This is a genomic window from Pandoraea bronchicola (genome assembly GCF_902459805.1).
Taxonomy (GTDB): Bacteria; Pseudomonadota; Gammaproteobacteria; order Burkholderiales; family Burkholderiaceae; genus Pandoraea; species Pandoraea bronchicola.
In genome coordinates this window covers 134,519-148,078 of record NZ_CABPST010000014.1, presented here as the reverse complement: position 1 = coordinate 148,078, position 13,560 = coordinate 134,519, and the positions used below count along the sequence as shown (strand labels likewise).

The following is a 13,560-nucleotide window of genomic DNA, read 5'->3' as shown; positions in this document are numbered from 1 at the left end:
CCGGTGAGCATCGCACCACCGGTTGTGGTGGCGGCGGGCGATAGCGCGTCGAGCACAACGCGCAGCGGCATCAGCGCAGGCGTTATCGAGATTACCAACGAAGCTAGCCAACGCGAGCGAACCGGTCAGACGGCAGAAGAGACGGTCGCTGCCGTCAATCGCGATGTGTCGTCCGACAAGGACGGCAGCGGCGCCCTCGCCAACAAGTTCGACAAGGAGCAAATCGAAACCAGCTTCGAAATCATGCAGACGCTGCAACGCGAAGTGGGGACGTTTGTGGGGAATCGGGCTAAGGAATACGAAGCGCTGAAGGCAGCTCGCAAGAACGAGACTGACCCGGTGAAGCTGGCGGAGTTGGATCGGCAACTTGACGATGCGGCCAAGTGGGCACCCGGCGGACGATACCGCCAGATCGTCACCGTGATTGCTGCCGCAGCCGGTGGGAACGTGACTGCTGGCACTGGGGAATTTCTACAGCGTGCCGCTGTGGGCTATTTGCAAACGCTCGCGGTAGAGAAGGTTAAAGAGATCGCGGACGAACTCAAGAGCGAGACCGCTCGCACCGCCCTGCATGGCATCGTGGGCTGTGGCGGCGCCACTGCGCTCGGAAGCAATTGTGGTGCCGGGGCGATGGGCGGTGCTGCCAGTGTGGTTCTTGGCAATCTGCTTAATGCGGTAGCAAACACAAGCAACGAAAACCTCCCGCAACATGAGAAGGAGGCCCGGATAAACCTGATTGAATCGGTCGTCGCGGGCATTACCACTGGAATCGGTGGCGACGCGACTGCGGCAAGCGTCGCCTCGCGACTTGAGTTGGAAAACAATCAAGTCAGCCTACCGCAGGGCGTTGTCAAGATTGGGGCTGCGGCAGCCTCACTTGGCCAGTTCATGGCCGAAAACGGTGCTTCATATGAGGACATTCAACAGGCACAAACGGATCTGATCGAAATGGTGGGGACCGAGGCACGTCAACCCGCGTCGGAGCTTCTGAAAAGTTGGGCAATCGTTATGGGCGCGGCACCTGCGCTAAGTGCAGGGGGGGCTGCGACTGCGGCCAGCATCGCAGCGGGTGGCGTGATCGGCGGAACGTCGAATGCCTTGGTTCAACTGACGCTTAACGGCAAGCAGGAAATGAGTACGACAGACGTGCTCATCGCCATCGCGACGGGCGCAGCAACGCAAGGGCGAGGCATCATCGCGACGACCTCTATAAGTGCAAGCGGAGCCGCTTTAGGTGCGGTAATCAAAGGGGCCGAGACTGATGAAAGTGTCATAGGTGCTGCCATTGGAGCCGCTGCTGGCGCGCGGGCTGGCACCGCTATCGGCGGGTTGGTAAAAAGCGTCGCGACAACCGCCGTATCAGACGCCTTTGGGGTGGTGGCTGGATCGCTAATTTCCGAAGGAACAACTGCAACCATCCAGAAAAAAATGGATGAGGCAAAAGGAAAATGAATGAAAAAAAACGCAATCCAAATAGCGATTTTTGTTACAGGATCCTGCGGAACACTCGCAGCAATGGTGCTAATTCTTCGATTAGTTATTTCGATATACGTATTCACCATCAAAGGAAAATTTATTTTTGGAGTCGAAGATTTAGTTTACTCGTCAAAGGCCGGCTTAGCCGCAGGAATTCCACTCGGAATAGGATCCTGGGTCCTAACAAAAATAGAAGAATACAATAATCAAAAGTGACTCAATGGGCCGCACAATTACAGAATATCAACGAACCAAAACCACCGAATTCCACACAAAAATCAGATGCATACCGCAAAAATACGATGCTTACGACATTTTTAATTATATTAAATTACACAGCTCCGCAACGACTCAATGCGACAAGCGTCGGCCAAACGGGCAAAGCGGTTGGCAAGGTCAGCGCCCCTCGAAAGAAGGCGTTAGGTGTCGCCATAGGCAGACTCACAGTGGCACCAATGCTTGGCGTTATCGAGAATACCAACGAAGCGGCCCAACACGAGCGAACCGGCCAGACGGCAGAAGAGACGATTGCCGCCGCCAATCGCGATGTGTCGTCCGACAAGGACGGCAGCGGCGCCCTCGCCAACAAGTTCGACAAGGAGCAAATCGAAACCCGCTTCGAAATCATGCAGACGTTGCAACGCGAGGTCGGCACTTTTGTGGGGAATCGGGCTAGGGAATACGAAGCGCTGAAGGCAACCCGCAAGAACAAGACTGCCCCCGTGAAGCTGACGGAATTGGACAGGCCACTTGGCGATGCGGCCAAGTGGCACCCGGCGGCCGATGCTTCCAATGTCAGTGTGGTGCGTGTCCAGCCAGCGTTTCCCGCGTCACCCCCCCCAACATCAAGTGCGATTGATCGACACTCCTCCGTCAACCAATAGCGCCGTGCCGGTCATGAATGACGAGGCGTCCGAAGCCATATAGAGGACCGACCGCGCAAGCTCCTCGGGGCTAGCGATGCGTTTGAGAGCGTGCAGTCCAGCCACGTGAGCCATTGCTTCGGGCGACGCACTCATAGCTCGCCCCATGGGCGTGTCCACCCCACCAGGAAGGATGGCATTGACGCGAATGGCCTTCGGTCCAAACTCCGCAGCGAGTGACTGCGTCAACCCGATCAAACCTGCCTTGCTCGCGGCATAGGCTGCGACACCCGGGAAGCCGACCGTATACCCAACAAAGGTCGATGTGAAAATGAGGCTTCCGGAGCCACGAAGCACCATCGCGGGAATCTGATACTTCGCGCCAAGAAAAGCGCTGGTGAGGTTGGTGTCAATGGTCTCGCCCCAACCCGCCGCAGATATTTCCGGGGTGGGACCCATTTCGCCGAGCGTCCCCGCGTTGTTGAACGCAATGTCCAACCCGCCGAAACGGTCCACGGCCGTCTGAACGAGCGCCCGTGCGTATGCTTCCTCTCTGACATCGCCCGCGACGTATGTGGCCGTTCCACCGTTCCCCGTGATTTCCCTCACCAGATCTTCCAACTCAGCCTTGCGACGAGCGGCAACGACCACCGCTGCACCCTCCCGCGCAAAAAGCAGCGCGGTCGCACGTCCAATTCCAGAACTGGCGCCGGTGACGATGGCGACTTTGTTTGCTAGCCCGTTCATGCTTATTCCCTCTGATTCGAATTGACTGGCCGTCAGTCTGCTCGCCTCGCGACGCGCAGAAACTCCGTTTTTTGTCATTGAATTCAGAAGGGATCAGCATGCAGTGGAGTGGCGCCTGAAATGCCCCCAAAATCGGCCCCTCCCCCATCACCACCAAACTGCAACACACCACAATTGCCTCATCGAAGGCCGCACCAGCAAGAAGGCGCCGCGACAGCCTCGCATGTCATCCGCACATGCGACACCGTCGGGCGCCTCTTCGCTCCCCCACCCACCGCCTGTCTCAGCGCGCCCCCATCCGCGCCCTCGCAATCAGCAACGTCGTCAGACTGATCACCGCTCCCACCATCAGATACAGCCCCGGCGCCAGCTTATTGCCCGACGCCGCAATCAGCCATGCCACCGCCAGCGGAGTAAAGCCGCCGAAGATCGTCGTACCGAGGTTGTAGCCGACCGCCATGCCCGTTGCACGCGTGCGCGTGGGAAACAACGACGACATCAGTGCCGGAATCGGCGCAAAGTACACCGCCTTCAGCGTGCCAACCCAGAGCATCACAACCATCATCGTCGCCAGCGACGCATGCGCGTTCATGAACGCAAATGCCGGATACACCGTACACAGGAACAGCACGCCCGCCACCAGCATGATCCGGATACGTCCGACCTTATCCGACCAATGACCGACGAACGGCGTCAGCGTCATGATGACGAAGCCCGTCACCAGCGTCGCAATGAAGCCCTGTGACGGCGGCAACCCAAGCTGTTTCGTCGCATACGTCGGCATGTACAAGATCATGTAGTTTGCCGTCGTCGTCAGGACCAACGCGCCGATGGACACCAGCAAACGCGACTTCTGCGTCGCTAGCACCTCCCACACCGGCGACTTGCCCGCGTCAGCGTCTGCTGCCCGTGCCGCCTTCTTGCGTGCGATGTCGCGCTCGAACGCAGGCGTCTCATCCATATACTTCCGGATGTAAAGCCCGATCGGCCCCACCAGCATCCCGAACAGGAACGGAATACGCCACCCCCACGATTCGAGTTGCGGCTGCGTCAACGCGCCCGTAAGTACCGCCCCAAACGCCGACGCCAGCAGCGTGCTCGCGCCCTGACTCGCAAACTGCCAGCTCGACATGAAGCCAGGACGATTCGGCACGTGCTCGACGAGGAACGCCGTCGAACTGCCAAACTCCCCCCCCGCCGAGAACCCCTGCATCAACCGCGACAGGAAAATACCGATCGGCGCCCACACGCCAATCACCGCATACGTCGGCATGAACGCGATCAGTCCCGTGCCCACGGTCATCATCGCGATCGACAGCATCAGCGAAGCCCGACGCCCACGACGATCCGCATACGCCCCCAGCACAAACGCTCCCAAAGGACGCGCGAGATACGACAGCGCAAATGTCCCCAACGCCATTAGCAGCGACACCGTTTCGTCGTGCGCAGGAAAGAACAACTTCGAAATCGTCACGGCGAAGTAACCGTAGACGATCAGGTCATACCATTCGAGCGCGTTGCCGATGGACGTCGCGACAATCAGCTTGTAGACAGGCACATCCGTACGCGCGCCCTCCTTGCCGGCGCTGGTCGCGCCGTCCGTGCGATCCGCCCCGGCGGCGGCAGCAGAACTGTTCATCGCGGCTTCCCCTCTTTCAGGTTCACATCCCCAAGATCCCAGAACAGCCCCGCCATGATCTGCAACGCCTCGCGCGCCACCGACCCGAGCAGATGCTCGTCCGGCGCGTGCTGCGAACAGGCCGGGTACGAGTGCGGCACCCACAGCGTTGGCAGGCCGAGCACGTCGGCGAACACGTCGTTCGGCAGCGTGCCGCCCAGATTCGGCAATAGCACCGGCGGCTTGCCCGTCGTCTCGCGCATCGACGCCAACGCCCACAACACCCACGGATCTTCCGGATCAAGGCGTGTCGCCATCACGCCGCGCTCGACCTCAACTTCGACCATCGGGAAACCGTGCGCGTCCAGATGCTCACGCAAGATCTCACCCAGCCGCTCCCAGTCGGTGCCGACAACAAAACGGATCTGCATGTGCGCGTAGGCATACGGAGGAATCGCATTGACTGGCTTCTCAGGATTGCCCGTCTTGAACGCCAGTACCTCGATGTTGTTCCAGCCGATCACTCGCTCGGTCGGTGTCAGACCCGGCTCGCCATAGTCGACGTCGACCTCGGGATCGTTCGGTCCGCCGCCCACCTCCAGCCCCGCAAGCGCACGACGCACCGACACCGGCAACGCCGGCGGACGCAAGCCCTCCACGAGAATCTTGCCGTTGCCGTCGACAATCGATGCAATCGCGTTCGCGAGCACGACCCCCGGATTGCGCAACAGCCCGCCCCAGTTGCCCGAGTGATGGCCGCCGTCGCGCAAGTTCAGACTGAGCTTGAAATTGACCAGACCACGCGAACCGAGAAACACCGTGGGACGTTCAGCCGCCAATCGCGGCCCGTCGGAAGCGATCAGCACGTCGGCACGTAACTCGTCGCGCAGTTGCTCGCAAATCGCGTGCAGACCCGGCGAGCCCATCTCTTCGCCCATCTCCACGATCATCTTCACGTTGTATCCGAGCTTGCCGCCGCGCAGCGCCAGCACCTCCGCCAGCGCCGCCAGATTGATGGTGTGCTGGCCCTTGTTGTCGGCCGTGCCGCGCCCGTACCAGCGATCGCCTTCCACCACGATCTCCCACGGCTTCAGCCCGTCACGCCATTGCGCGTCGTAACCTCGCACCACGTCGCCATGTCCGTAAGTGAGGACCGTGGGCGCGTCGTCACTTTCGTGACGTTGCGCGATCAGGAACGGACCGCCCCCCGGCACCGGATTGGGCACAACACGTGACGTGAAACCGAGCGCCGCAAGCGCGGGCGCCATTTCGTCAGAGAGATAGGCGTGCAGAATGTTACCGCTGTCCGCCTCCTGACTCTCGGTCTTGTAGGCTACGCGGCGGTTGAGGGTATCGAGGAACGCGCCCGAATCGTATTGGGCGGTGGCTTGGGAAATCGCTGCGCTACGTGTCACTGCTCGTCTCCAGATGGCTTGTGAGGGCACGGCGGCCTGTCTCGCACATCACTGCGACGCGTGTCGGCAGCACGCTGCGGCACAACCGTTCAGGCCATTCTAGGAGCGTGTATTTTTGACAACAATGATAATATTTCGAACGTTTCGTTGCCGTTTCGGCAAAGCAAAAATGGGGATCAGATCACACTCGACCACCCCGCTCCGCCTTCGTTATCCGGCCCCTCGCCCATGCAAACTCACGCGCTACGGTACTTTCTTGAAGTCGCCCGCACCGGCTCGCTCAGTCGCGCCTCCGAGCGCCTGCATGTGGCGGTCTCAGCGCTGAGTCGTCAGATCGCGAAGCTCGAAGAGGATCTCGGTACCCCTCTGTTCGAACGCAGGCCGCGTGGCATGGTACTAAGCGAGGCGGGGGAGTTGCTTGCCGATCATGCGCGTCGCGTACTGCTCGACGCAGAGCGCGTAACGTCGGAAATTCGGGGACTCACGGAAGTGGGACGCGCGACGATTCGTGTCGCCAGTGCCGAGGGAGTTGCACGGGATTTCCTGCCGCAGGTCTTCGCGCGTTTTCGCGAAACCTATCCCGGTGCACACTTCCTGCTCGACGTCGTGTCGCCATTCGAAGCCACAGTGCGCGTGCGCGATGGCGAGGCCGATATCGCCGTGTGCTTTAGTGTCGCGCCGGAAAAAGGGGTGCAGGTCGTTCACACCCAGCCGGCGCCGATCTATGCCCTGATGGCCAAGCGGCATCCCCTCGCCAAGCGACGCGACATCGCGCTGGCCGATCTGCTGCCCTATCCGCTGGCGTTGTCGAACGCCGGTGTGACCATCCGGCAAATGTTCGATCTTTGCTGCACGCTCGAGGGCCTGCTGTTCGAACCGGTGTTCGTGAGCAACTATCACGCTGCGTTGCACAGCTTCGTTCGCTCAGGTAATGCGGTGACGCTCACTGGCCTGCTGACGGTGCGCAGCCGTCTGGCGCCCGAAGGGCTCGTCGCCATTCGCATTCGCAATCCGGCGCTGCATCAGCGCTCGCTTCAAGTGCAGACGATGGCCGGCCGCACGCTGCCCGCCCCCGTCGAAGCCTTTCTCGGCTTGCTGATCGACGCCATTCGCGCGCCCGAGATTCTCGACAAACCGTTTGCCTGACGAGGAGGAAGCCCCTAAGTGTCATGGCTCCCCCCTCGAATCATCCGGAGCGCAGAATCCGCTTGCGCAGCTTCCCGCCCCATTACACGCCCTTCACGGCGTCACGCACCTGTTCAAGTGCCGCCGGGTCCTCCAGCGTAATCAGATCGCCCGTCTCGCGGCCCTCGCAGATCGCCTGAATCGCGCGGCGCAGCAGCTTGCCGGAGCGCGTCTTGGGCAGCATCGTGACGAAGAACACCCGCGCCGGACGCGCCACGGCCCCCAACTGCTTGTCGACCGTCTTCATGACATCGCCCTCCAGCGCCAGACGCGCCTCGGGCGTCGCCACCAACTCCGGTTGACGCAGCACCGCAAACGCGATGGCCACCTGCCCCTTGAGTGCATCCTGCGCACCGATGACCGCCACTTCCGCCACCGCCGGATGGCTCGCAATGCTCTCCTCGATCTCGCGAGAGCCGAGGCGGTGACCAGCAACGTTGATGACGTCGTCGGTGCGGCCAAGAATGAAGTAATACCCATCCTCGTCGCGCACGCCCCAGTCGAAGCTGGAGTAAAGCATGCGGCCCGGCACGGTCTGCCAATAGGTTTTGACGAAGCGAGCGTCATCGCCCCAGACCGTGCTCATGCACCCTGGCGGCAGTGGCCCTTCAATGGCCAGCACGCCCTTCTGGTTCGGCCCGCAGTCCTCGCCTGTGGCCTCATCGACGAGCTTCACGTCGTAGCCATACACCGGCTTGCCCGGCGATCCGAGCTTGCCCGGCAAGACTTCGACACCCCGCGCCATCCCGAGAATCGGCCAGCCGGTCTCCGTCTGCCAATAATTGTCGACGACCGGCTTGCCGACACCGTCGGTGAGCCAGCGCGCTGTCGGCTCGTCGAGCGGCTCGCCCGCGAGGAAGATCAGCCGCAGCGACGACAGGTCGTACTGCGTCAGATACTTCGGGTCCTGCTTCTTGAGCACGCGAATCGCCGTCGGCGCAGTGAAAAGCTGCGTCACCTTGTACTTCTCGACGATGCGCCACCAGATCCCGCCATCGGGCCGGATCGGCGTGCCCTCGTACATCACTGTCGCAATACCGGCGAGCAACGGCGCGTACACGATGTAGCTGTGCCCGACCACCCAGCCGATGTCCGATGCGCAGAACATCGTGTCGCCCGGCTTCGCGCAGAAAATATGCTGCATCGACGACGCCAGCGCGACCGCATACCCGCCCGTGTCGCGCTGCACGCCCTTCGGCTTGCCCGTCGTGCCGGACGTGTAAAGCACGTAGGACGGCTCGCTCGACTCAAGCCATTCGCACGGAATGAAGGCGTCGAGATGTTGTTCGCGCAACGCCGCGTAGTCGACGTCGCGGCCTTCCACACGCGTCATCGGCGCCAGCTCCCGGTCGATCAGCAGCACGCTCGACGGCTTGTGCTTCGCCAGTGTGATGCCTTCATCGAGCAACGGCTTGTAGGGCACGACCTTGCCATTGCGCGAACCGGCGTCGGCCGAGACGATGACTGTCGGTTGCGCATCGTCGATGCGGGCCGCCAGATTGACGGAAGCAAAGCCGCCGAACACCACCGAGTGAATCGCGCCGAGACGCGTGCAGGCGAGCATCGCGAACAGCGCTTCGGGGATCATCGGCATGTAGATCAGCACTCGCTCGCCGCGCGCAACACCGAGCGATTGCAGCGACGCCGCCATGCGATTGACTTCCGCCGCCAGTTCGTCGTACGTATAGACACGCTCCTGTTCGGTCTCCGTCGACACCCAGATCAGCGCGTTTTGCGTGCCGCGCGAGGGCAAATGACGATCGACGGCGTTGTGACAGAGATTCGTGCGACCGCCGACGAACCAGCGCGCGAACGGCGGCTTGTCGTAGTCGAGCACCCGGGTGAAGGGCGTCTCCCAATCGATCAGCCGGGCCTGCTCCTCCCAGAAGGCCGAGCGCGTATCGGGGTGAATCGAGCGGGCGTGAAACGACGCGTACGAAGTCATGGTGTCTCCTTGCATATATTGACTGGCTCGCGCGCCCGTTATGCCATCCCGGCGGTGCCGGGGAATGGGGAAACGGGGGCTGGCGCGGCGCCGGATCGGGCCGGCAGGGTCGAGTGGCGTATCGCCACCGACCGGCAATGCGTTTCGGTGCAATGAAATCGTCGGACACGAGTGCCGTGCCTCGCGCTCAGTGTGCGCGTTGACGCTTACGGATGGCTTACCGGACAGGCCCGCCCGTTGCTCGAAACGCTAAGGGATTACGCTGAGTCAGGCAGGATCGGCGACGGGAACGGCCAAGGCGGCCGGGGCGGCCTGGATGTCGGCTTGCGGCACCAGCCAGGTCATGCCGCAGCCTCCCGGCTCCGGCTCGTCCCCTGCCGCCACCCGCGCACGAACGTCTCGAGGGCATAGAGCCGACGGATCGTCGTCATCGATTCGAGATGATGATGCGCGATCCCGCCGATGGCGCGACGGCAGGTGTCGCGATCGATCCACCCCGACGCCGCACAGTATCCCTCCAGACACACCTCCTCCACATGCCGGAGATTGGCGGCGACTCCCGCGCCGGCGATGCCCGTCATCATCCCCTTGTCGAGACGCCAGAGATTGGGCAAGCCGCTCGCGAGATAGGCAGCGCGGCGCAGCGGCAAACGGTTGTGAATCGCATTGAAGAGCCGGTAAGCCGGCATCGCGAAACCGGCTTCGACGACCGGCTGCGTCAGGAATGGAAACATGGTGCCGTCGGCGGCCAGCGATACAGACACCTCGATGTCGCGAAGGTTGGCGAGTGTGCCCAGAATCTGCGCGCGCTTGCCCGGACGCAAACGAAGCGGCCATTGTGCGAGCCACGCCTGGGCGAGCGGCTCCATGCGCCCGGCCACGCCATCGCATGCGGCCATCGTGAGCAGCCCGCCCGCGCGCGTGGCCCTGGGGTTGGCCTGACGCAGCCCCAATTGGGCGAACGCGCCCTGCAACACCCGCCACAGTGGCATGCGTTGCATCACCGCCAGATCACGCCATGCGCCGAATGCCCGCCGCCACTGGCCGTCGGCGAAGGCGTCGAGAAACGCGCCGTCAGGTGGTGAGGCGAGGAAGATGGCGTCGCCGCCGTGGCCGTTGACGAGCCGGTGGCCGGGGTACGACGTCAGCCGTTCGCGTACGGCATCGAGCCGTGCCAGCGTGCACAGATGCATTGCGGGACGCGGCAGACGCGGGATCGTCGCGGGCGGTGAAAACGCCGCACACTCGATGTCGAAGTGCTCGAGCGCCATGCCCACATGCCGCGCGACGCTGTGCGCATGATGCGACGCGTCACTCGATGGCGATGCAGGGTCGCGATGATTTACCGCAGTGCAGGTGCCGGCACGTCCCGACTCGGCAAGCGCCAGGGCGAGCGATGTCGATTCGACACCGCCCGACAATTCGAGCACCGCAGGTCTGTCACCGAGACAGCGCTCGGCCGAGCGTCGCAGCAATCCCAGCAGCCCCTCTCCGGATGACGCCTCGCCTATCTCGCTCGTCCCTGCGCGCGACCGCCACGATGGCCACCACACGACGCGTGTCTTCGGCGCGCCGCGCTCCGGAATCCACAGCGCATGGCCCAGAGGCAGACGCTCCACGTCGTAGAGCGCACACGGCGCACCACCAAGGTCACCATGCACCAGAAATGATTTGAGGGCTGCGCTGTCGAACGTCGGGCTGGCGTCGGCGATCGATGCCGGGTCCGACGCGACATGCACCGCGCCGTCCCGGCAGAAGCGGTAGTACGTCGGGCAATGACCGCATGGGTCGCACAGGACCAGCGTCGCACCGCACCAGCGGTCGTGCACGATGATCCGGTAATGTCCCCAATAGCGCTCGACGAAGCGCTCCGGCGACTCGATTGCCATGCGGGCCAGTTCGAGCCCCGGCGGCACTTCGTTGCCATCGCCCTTGCGGAACACGCGGCCGCTCACATACCACGCGAGCAATTCGCTCTGCCCGCTCGAGTGCTGGCGATCGCCACTCCCTTCAGGGCGAATACGGGCCACAGGCTGGCCATCCAGACCGCGCAGCACGAGGGCGCCGGGCAGCGGCACGTAACGCTCGGCCGGTCCTGGTCTCAGGCGGGCAAGTTTCATGACCGGCTCCGTTTGATTCGCGTCGAATTTGCCACTTCAGGCATGACGCCCGCTCACCGGAGGCCGGGCCGGAATGCAATTCGGCTTGAAGCACAGCGGCGGCACCGTGACGCCTTCCACGTCGCTGCCACGCACACCGCGCGTGGCGTGGGTGGCATCAACCGAGGCGAACACATCAGGTTCGGTCGCGTCTCTCACGGCTCGAATTTCCCCATTCATTCAGGACTCCTTTATGAGCGAAAACGAACGGAATCGTCCGCGCCTTCATCATAGGAAACGTGAGCCCGTCCATTTGTGGGAATTTTCCGAAGCAAGGGTAAAGCCAGTCCGGAGACGCGGGAGACATCGGCAACCCGCAAAACAAAACGCCCGTGAGGGACATCCTCACGGGCGTTTTGTCTGACGCCGGCGATGCGGTGATCGCCGGGCGAAACGCAAGGGTGACGCTTAGCGCTGAGCCGTCTTGGTGACCTTTGCAGGGGCCTTGGCGGCGGGCTTCGAAGCCGTCTTCGTGACTGCCTTGGCCGAGGCCTTCGCGGGCGCTTTCGACGCCACCTTGGCCGGGGCAGTCTTGCCGCCGGCGACGGCAGCCTTGGCCGGGCTGGCGGCCGGGCGACGGTCGACCACGCGAATCATCTTGCCGTTCTTACCACGCACCATACGCGTACGCGGTGCCTCGTCGTCATCCTTGGCGGCTGCGGCCGGTGCAGCGGAAGCGGCCATCACGCGCGAGGCGTCTTTGACCGGCACATGCAGCACCAGCAGTTGGCCCGACGTGAGCGTATCGCGACGCAGACGGTTCCAGCTCTTGATCTGGGCCACACTCACACCGCTGCGCGACGCAACGCTGGCGAGCGTATCGTGCTTGCGCGCACGCACCATGACCTTGCGCGTATCGGGAATATCCGGCTCGAGCGCCAGCACGGCGTTGCTGGCCACCGATGCGCTGATGTCCTGATCAATGTCGTCAGAACGCGGCACCAGCAGCGTCGAGCCAGCCTTCAGACGCATGCGCGGCGCAATGTTGTTGACCGAGCGGATGACCGCAGCGTCGACACCCAGCTTACGTGCAACGTCCTCCGGAAGCTCACGCGATGTCGAGGTGTACGTCGTCCAGCTCGACAGCGGCTTGTCGTAGCCCTTCAATCGGCGCTGGAACACCTCGGCGCTGTCGAACGGCAGAAGAATCTGCGGTTGCGCGGCACCGAGAATCACCGGCTTGCGGAACGACGGGTTGAGTGCGCGGAATTCGTCGAGCGGCAGATCGGCCAGCTTCGCAGCCAGTGCCACGTCGATGTCGCGCTTGGTCGTCACGCTGACGAAATACGGGTGATTCGGAATCTCCGGCAGCTTCACGCTGTAGAGGTCCGGGTGCGCAATGATGTTTTTGATCGCCTGCAGCTTCGGCACGTAGTAACGCGTCTCGGTCGGCATGCGCAGGCTGAGGTAGTCGGTGGGCAGACCTTGTGCCTGATTGCGGTCGATCGCGCGCTGCACGTTGCCCTCGCCCCAGTTATAGGCAGCGAGCGCCAGATGCCAGTCGCCGAACATCGCATAGAGCTTCGAGAGGTAATCAAGCGCGGCGGTCGTCGAAGCGAGCACGTCGCGGCGCTCGTCCTGGAACATGTTCTGCTTGAGGTTGTACGTCTTGCCGGTGCTCGGAATGAACTGCCACATGCCGGCGGCCTTGGCCGTCGAGAGCGCCTGCGGGTTGTAAGCGCTTTCCACGAACGGCAGCAACGCCAACTCCGTCGGCATATGACGGCGCTCGAGTTCTTCAACGATGTGGAACAGATACTTGTTCGACCGCTGGATCATGCGCTCGACGTACTCAGGACGCTGTGCGTACCACTGCGTGCGGTCCTGTGCGAGGTCGGTATCCAGATCGGGGATGGCGAAACCGTGACGAATGCGTGACCAGAGGTCGGCGTCGCTGCCGTAGGCCAGATCGCCTAGCGAGTCGTTATCGAGATCGATGGTCTGATCGCTGGAGACTCGCTGCTTGCCTTTGGCGCTCGACGCGAGAGGCGGTTTGCCCTGCGCTTCGGGGGTGGAATTCGACGCACCTGTGGTCGGCGCCGTGCTGGCGCAAGCCGCTAGAAGCAGCGTCAGTAGCAAGCTAACGATAAGTCGCATTGATCGGGCTCGAATTGGGTGACATCTTCATGAAATTGGCAAGGATGGTAAGGAA

The 13,560-nt window shown here is 62.5% G+C and carries 11 protein-coding genes; 4 read left to right on the top strand and 7 right to left on the bottom strand.

Translation table 11 applies throughout. The features are described from left to right. Positions 1–3: 3 nt before the first annotated feature. Genes PBR20603_RS21200 through PBR20603_RS21190 form a run of 3 tightly spaced genes read left to right on the top strand, consistent with a single transcriptional unit; the run spans position 4 to position 2,360 of the window. Positions 4–1,452, top strand: a complete 1,449-nt coding sequence (locus tag PBR20603_RS21200; RefSeq protein WP_150561427.1) for a hypothetical protein — start codon at positions 4–6, stop codon at positions 1,450–1,452. Next, complete coding sequence (locus tag PBR20603_RS21195) at positions 1,453–1,692, top strand: hypothetical protein (protein WP_150561426.1); 240 nt, start codon at positions 1,453–1,455, stop codon at positions 1,690–1,692. Continuing rightward, positions 1,689–2,360, top strand: coding sequence for a hypothetical protein (locus tag PBR20603_RS21190; protein WP_150561425.1), 672 nt, complete (start codon positions 1,689–1,691; stop codon positions 2,358–2,360). Before PBR20603_RS21195 ends, PBR20603_RS21190 begins: the two co-directional genes overlap by 4 nt. Here the strand turns inward: PBR20603_RS21190 and PBR20603_RS21185 are convergent. From PBR20603_RS21185 to PBR20603_RS21175, 3 genes are all read right to left on the bottom strand, one after another. Next, positions 2,322–3,086: an SDR family oxidoreductase gene (locus PBR20603_RS21185; RefSeq protein ID WP_150561424.1), complete on the bottom strand. Its 765-nt coding sequence runs from the start codon at positions 3,084–3,086 to the stop codon at positions 2,322–2,324. The genes PBR20603_RS21190 and PBR20603_RS21185 overlap by 39 nt on opposite strands. A gap of 283 nt (positions 3,087–3,369) precedes the next feature. Next, positions 3,370–4,725, bottom strand: a complete 1,356-nt coding sequence (locus PBR20603_RS21180; RefSeq protein ID WP_246174904.1) for an MFS transporter — start codon at positions 4,723–4,725, stop codon at positions 3,370–3,372. After that, positions 4,722–6,119 (bottom strand): M20 family metallopeptidase, encoded by a 1,398-nt coding sequence (locus PBR20603_RS21175; protein ID WP_150561423.1) that lies wholly within the window; start codon positions 6,117–6,119, stop codon positions 4,722–4,724. The genes PBR20603_RS21180 and PBR20603_RS21175 overlap by 4 nt, the downstream gene beginning before the upstream one ends. Positions 6,120–6,347: 228 nt before the next feature. Between PBR20603_RS21175 and PBR20603_RS21170 the strand changes: the two genes are divergently transcribed. Beyond that, a complete protein-coding gene (locus tag PBR20603_RS21170; protein ID WP_150561422.1) occupies positions 6,348–7,265 on the top strand; it encodes a LysR family transcriptional regulator in 918 nt (305 codons plus the stop codon). An 82-nt stretch (positions 7,266–7,347) separates the two neighbouring features. Here the strand turns inward: PBR20603_RS21170 and PBR20603_RS21165 are convergent, their stop codons facing one another. The 4 genes from PBR20603_RS21165 to PBR20603_RS21150 form a co-directional block, all read right to left on the bottom strand. After that, on the bottom strand, positions 7,348–9,249 hold the full coding sequence (locus PBR20603_RS21165) for a propionate--CoA ligase (protein WP_150561421.1): 1,902 nt from the start codon (positions 9,247–9,249) through the stop codon (positions 7,348–7,350). Between the two features lie 341 nt (positions 9,250–9,590). Then, positions 9,591–11,369, bottom strand: coding sequence for an asparagine synthase-related protein (locus tag PBR20603_RS21160; RefSeq protein WP_150561420.1), 1,779 nt, complete (start codon positions 11,367–11,369; stop codon positions 9,591–9,593). A 36-nt stretch (positions 11,370–11,405) separates the two neighbouring features. Next, positions 11,406–11,588 (bottom strand): hypothetical protein, encoded by a 183-nt coding sequence (locus PBR20603_RS21155; RefSeq protein WP_150561419.1) that lies wholly within the window; start codon positions 11,586–11,588, stop codon positions 11,406–11,408. 228 nt (positions 11,589–11,816) lie between these two features. After that, positions 11,817–13,505: a transglycosylase SLT domain-containing protein gene (locus tag PBR20603_RS21150; RefSeq protein ID WP_150561418.1), complete on the bottom strand. Its 1,689-nt coding sequence runs from the start codon at positions 13,503–13,505 to the stop codon at positions 11,817–11,819. Positions 13,506–13,560: the final 55 nt, after the last annotated feature.

What these genes read in the sequence shown, in the direction of transcription:
- PBR20603_RS21170 (WP_150561422.1), top strand. Translation starts at nt 6,348, where the DNA reads ATGCAAACTCACGCGCTACGGTACTTTCTTGAAGTCGCCCGCACCGGC.
- PBR20603_RS21185 (WP_150561424.1), bottom strand. Translation starts at nt 3,086, where the DNA reads ATGAACGGGCTAGCAAACAAAGTCGCCATCGTCACCGGCGCCAGTTCT.
- PBR20603_RS21160 (WP_150561420.1), bottom strand. Translation starts at nt 11,369, where the DNA reads ATGAAACTTGCCCGCCTGAGACCAGGACCGGCCGAGCGTTACGTGCCG.
- PBR20603_RS21165 (WP_150561421.1), bottom strand. Translation starts at nt 9,249, where the DNA reads ATGACTTCGTACGCGTCGTTTCACGCCCGCTCGATTCACCCCGATACG.
- PBR20603_RS21155 (WP_150561419.1), bottom strand. Translation starts at nt 11,588, where the DNA reads ATGAATGGGGAAATTCGAGCCGTGAGAGACGCGACCGAACCTGATGTG.
- PBR20603_RS21195 (WP_150561426.1), top strand. Translation starts at nt 1,453, where the DNA reads ATGAAAAAAAACGCAATCCAAATAGCGATTTTTGTTACAGGATCCTGC.
- PBR20603_RS21150 (WP_150561418.1), bottom strand. Translation starts at nt 13,505, where the DNA reads ATGCGACTTATCGTTAGCTTGCTACTGACGCTGCTTCTAGCGGCTTGC.
- PBR20603_RS21180 (WP_246174904.1), bottom strand. Translation starts at nt 4,725, where the DNA reads ATGAACAGTTCTGCTGCCGCCGCCGGGGCGGATCGCACGGACGGCGCG.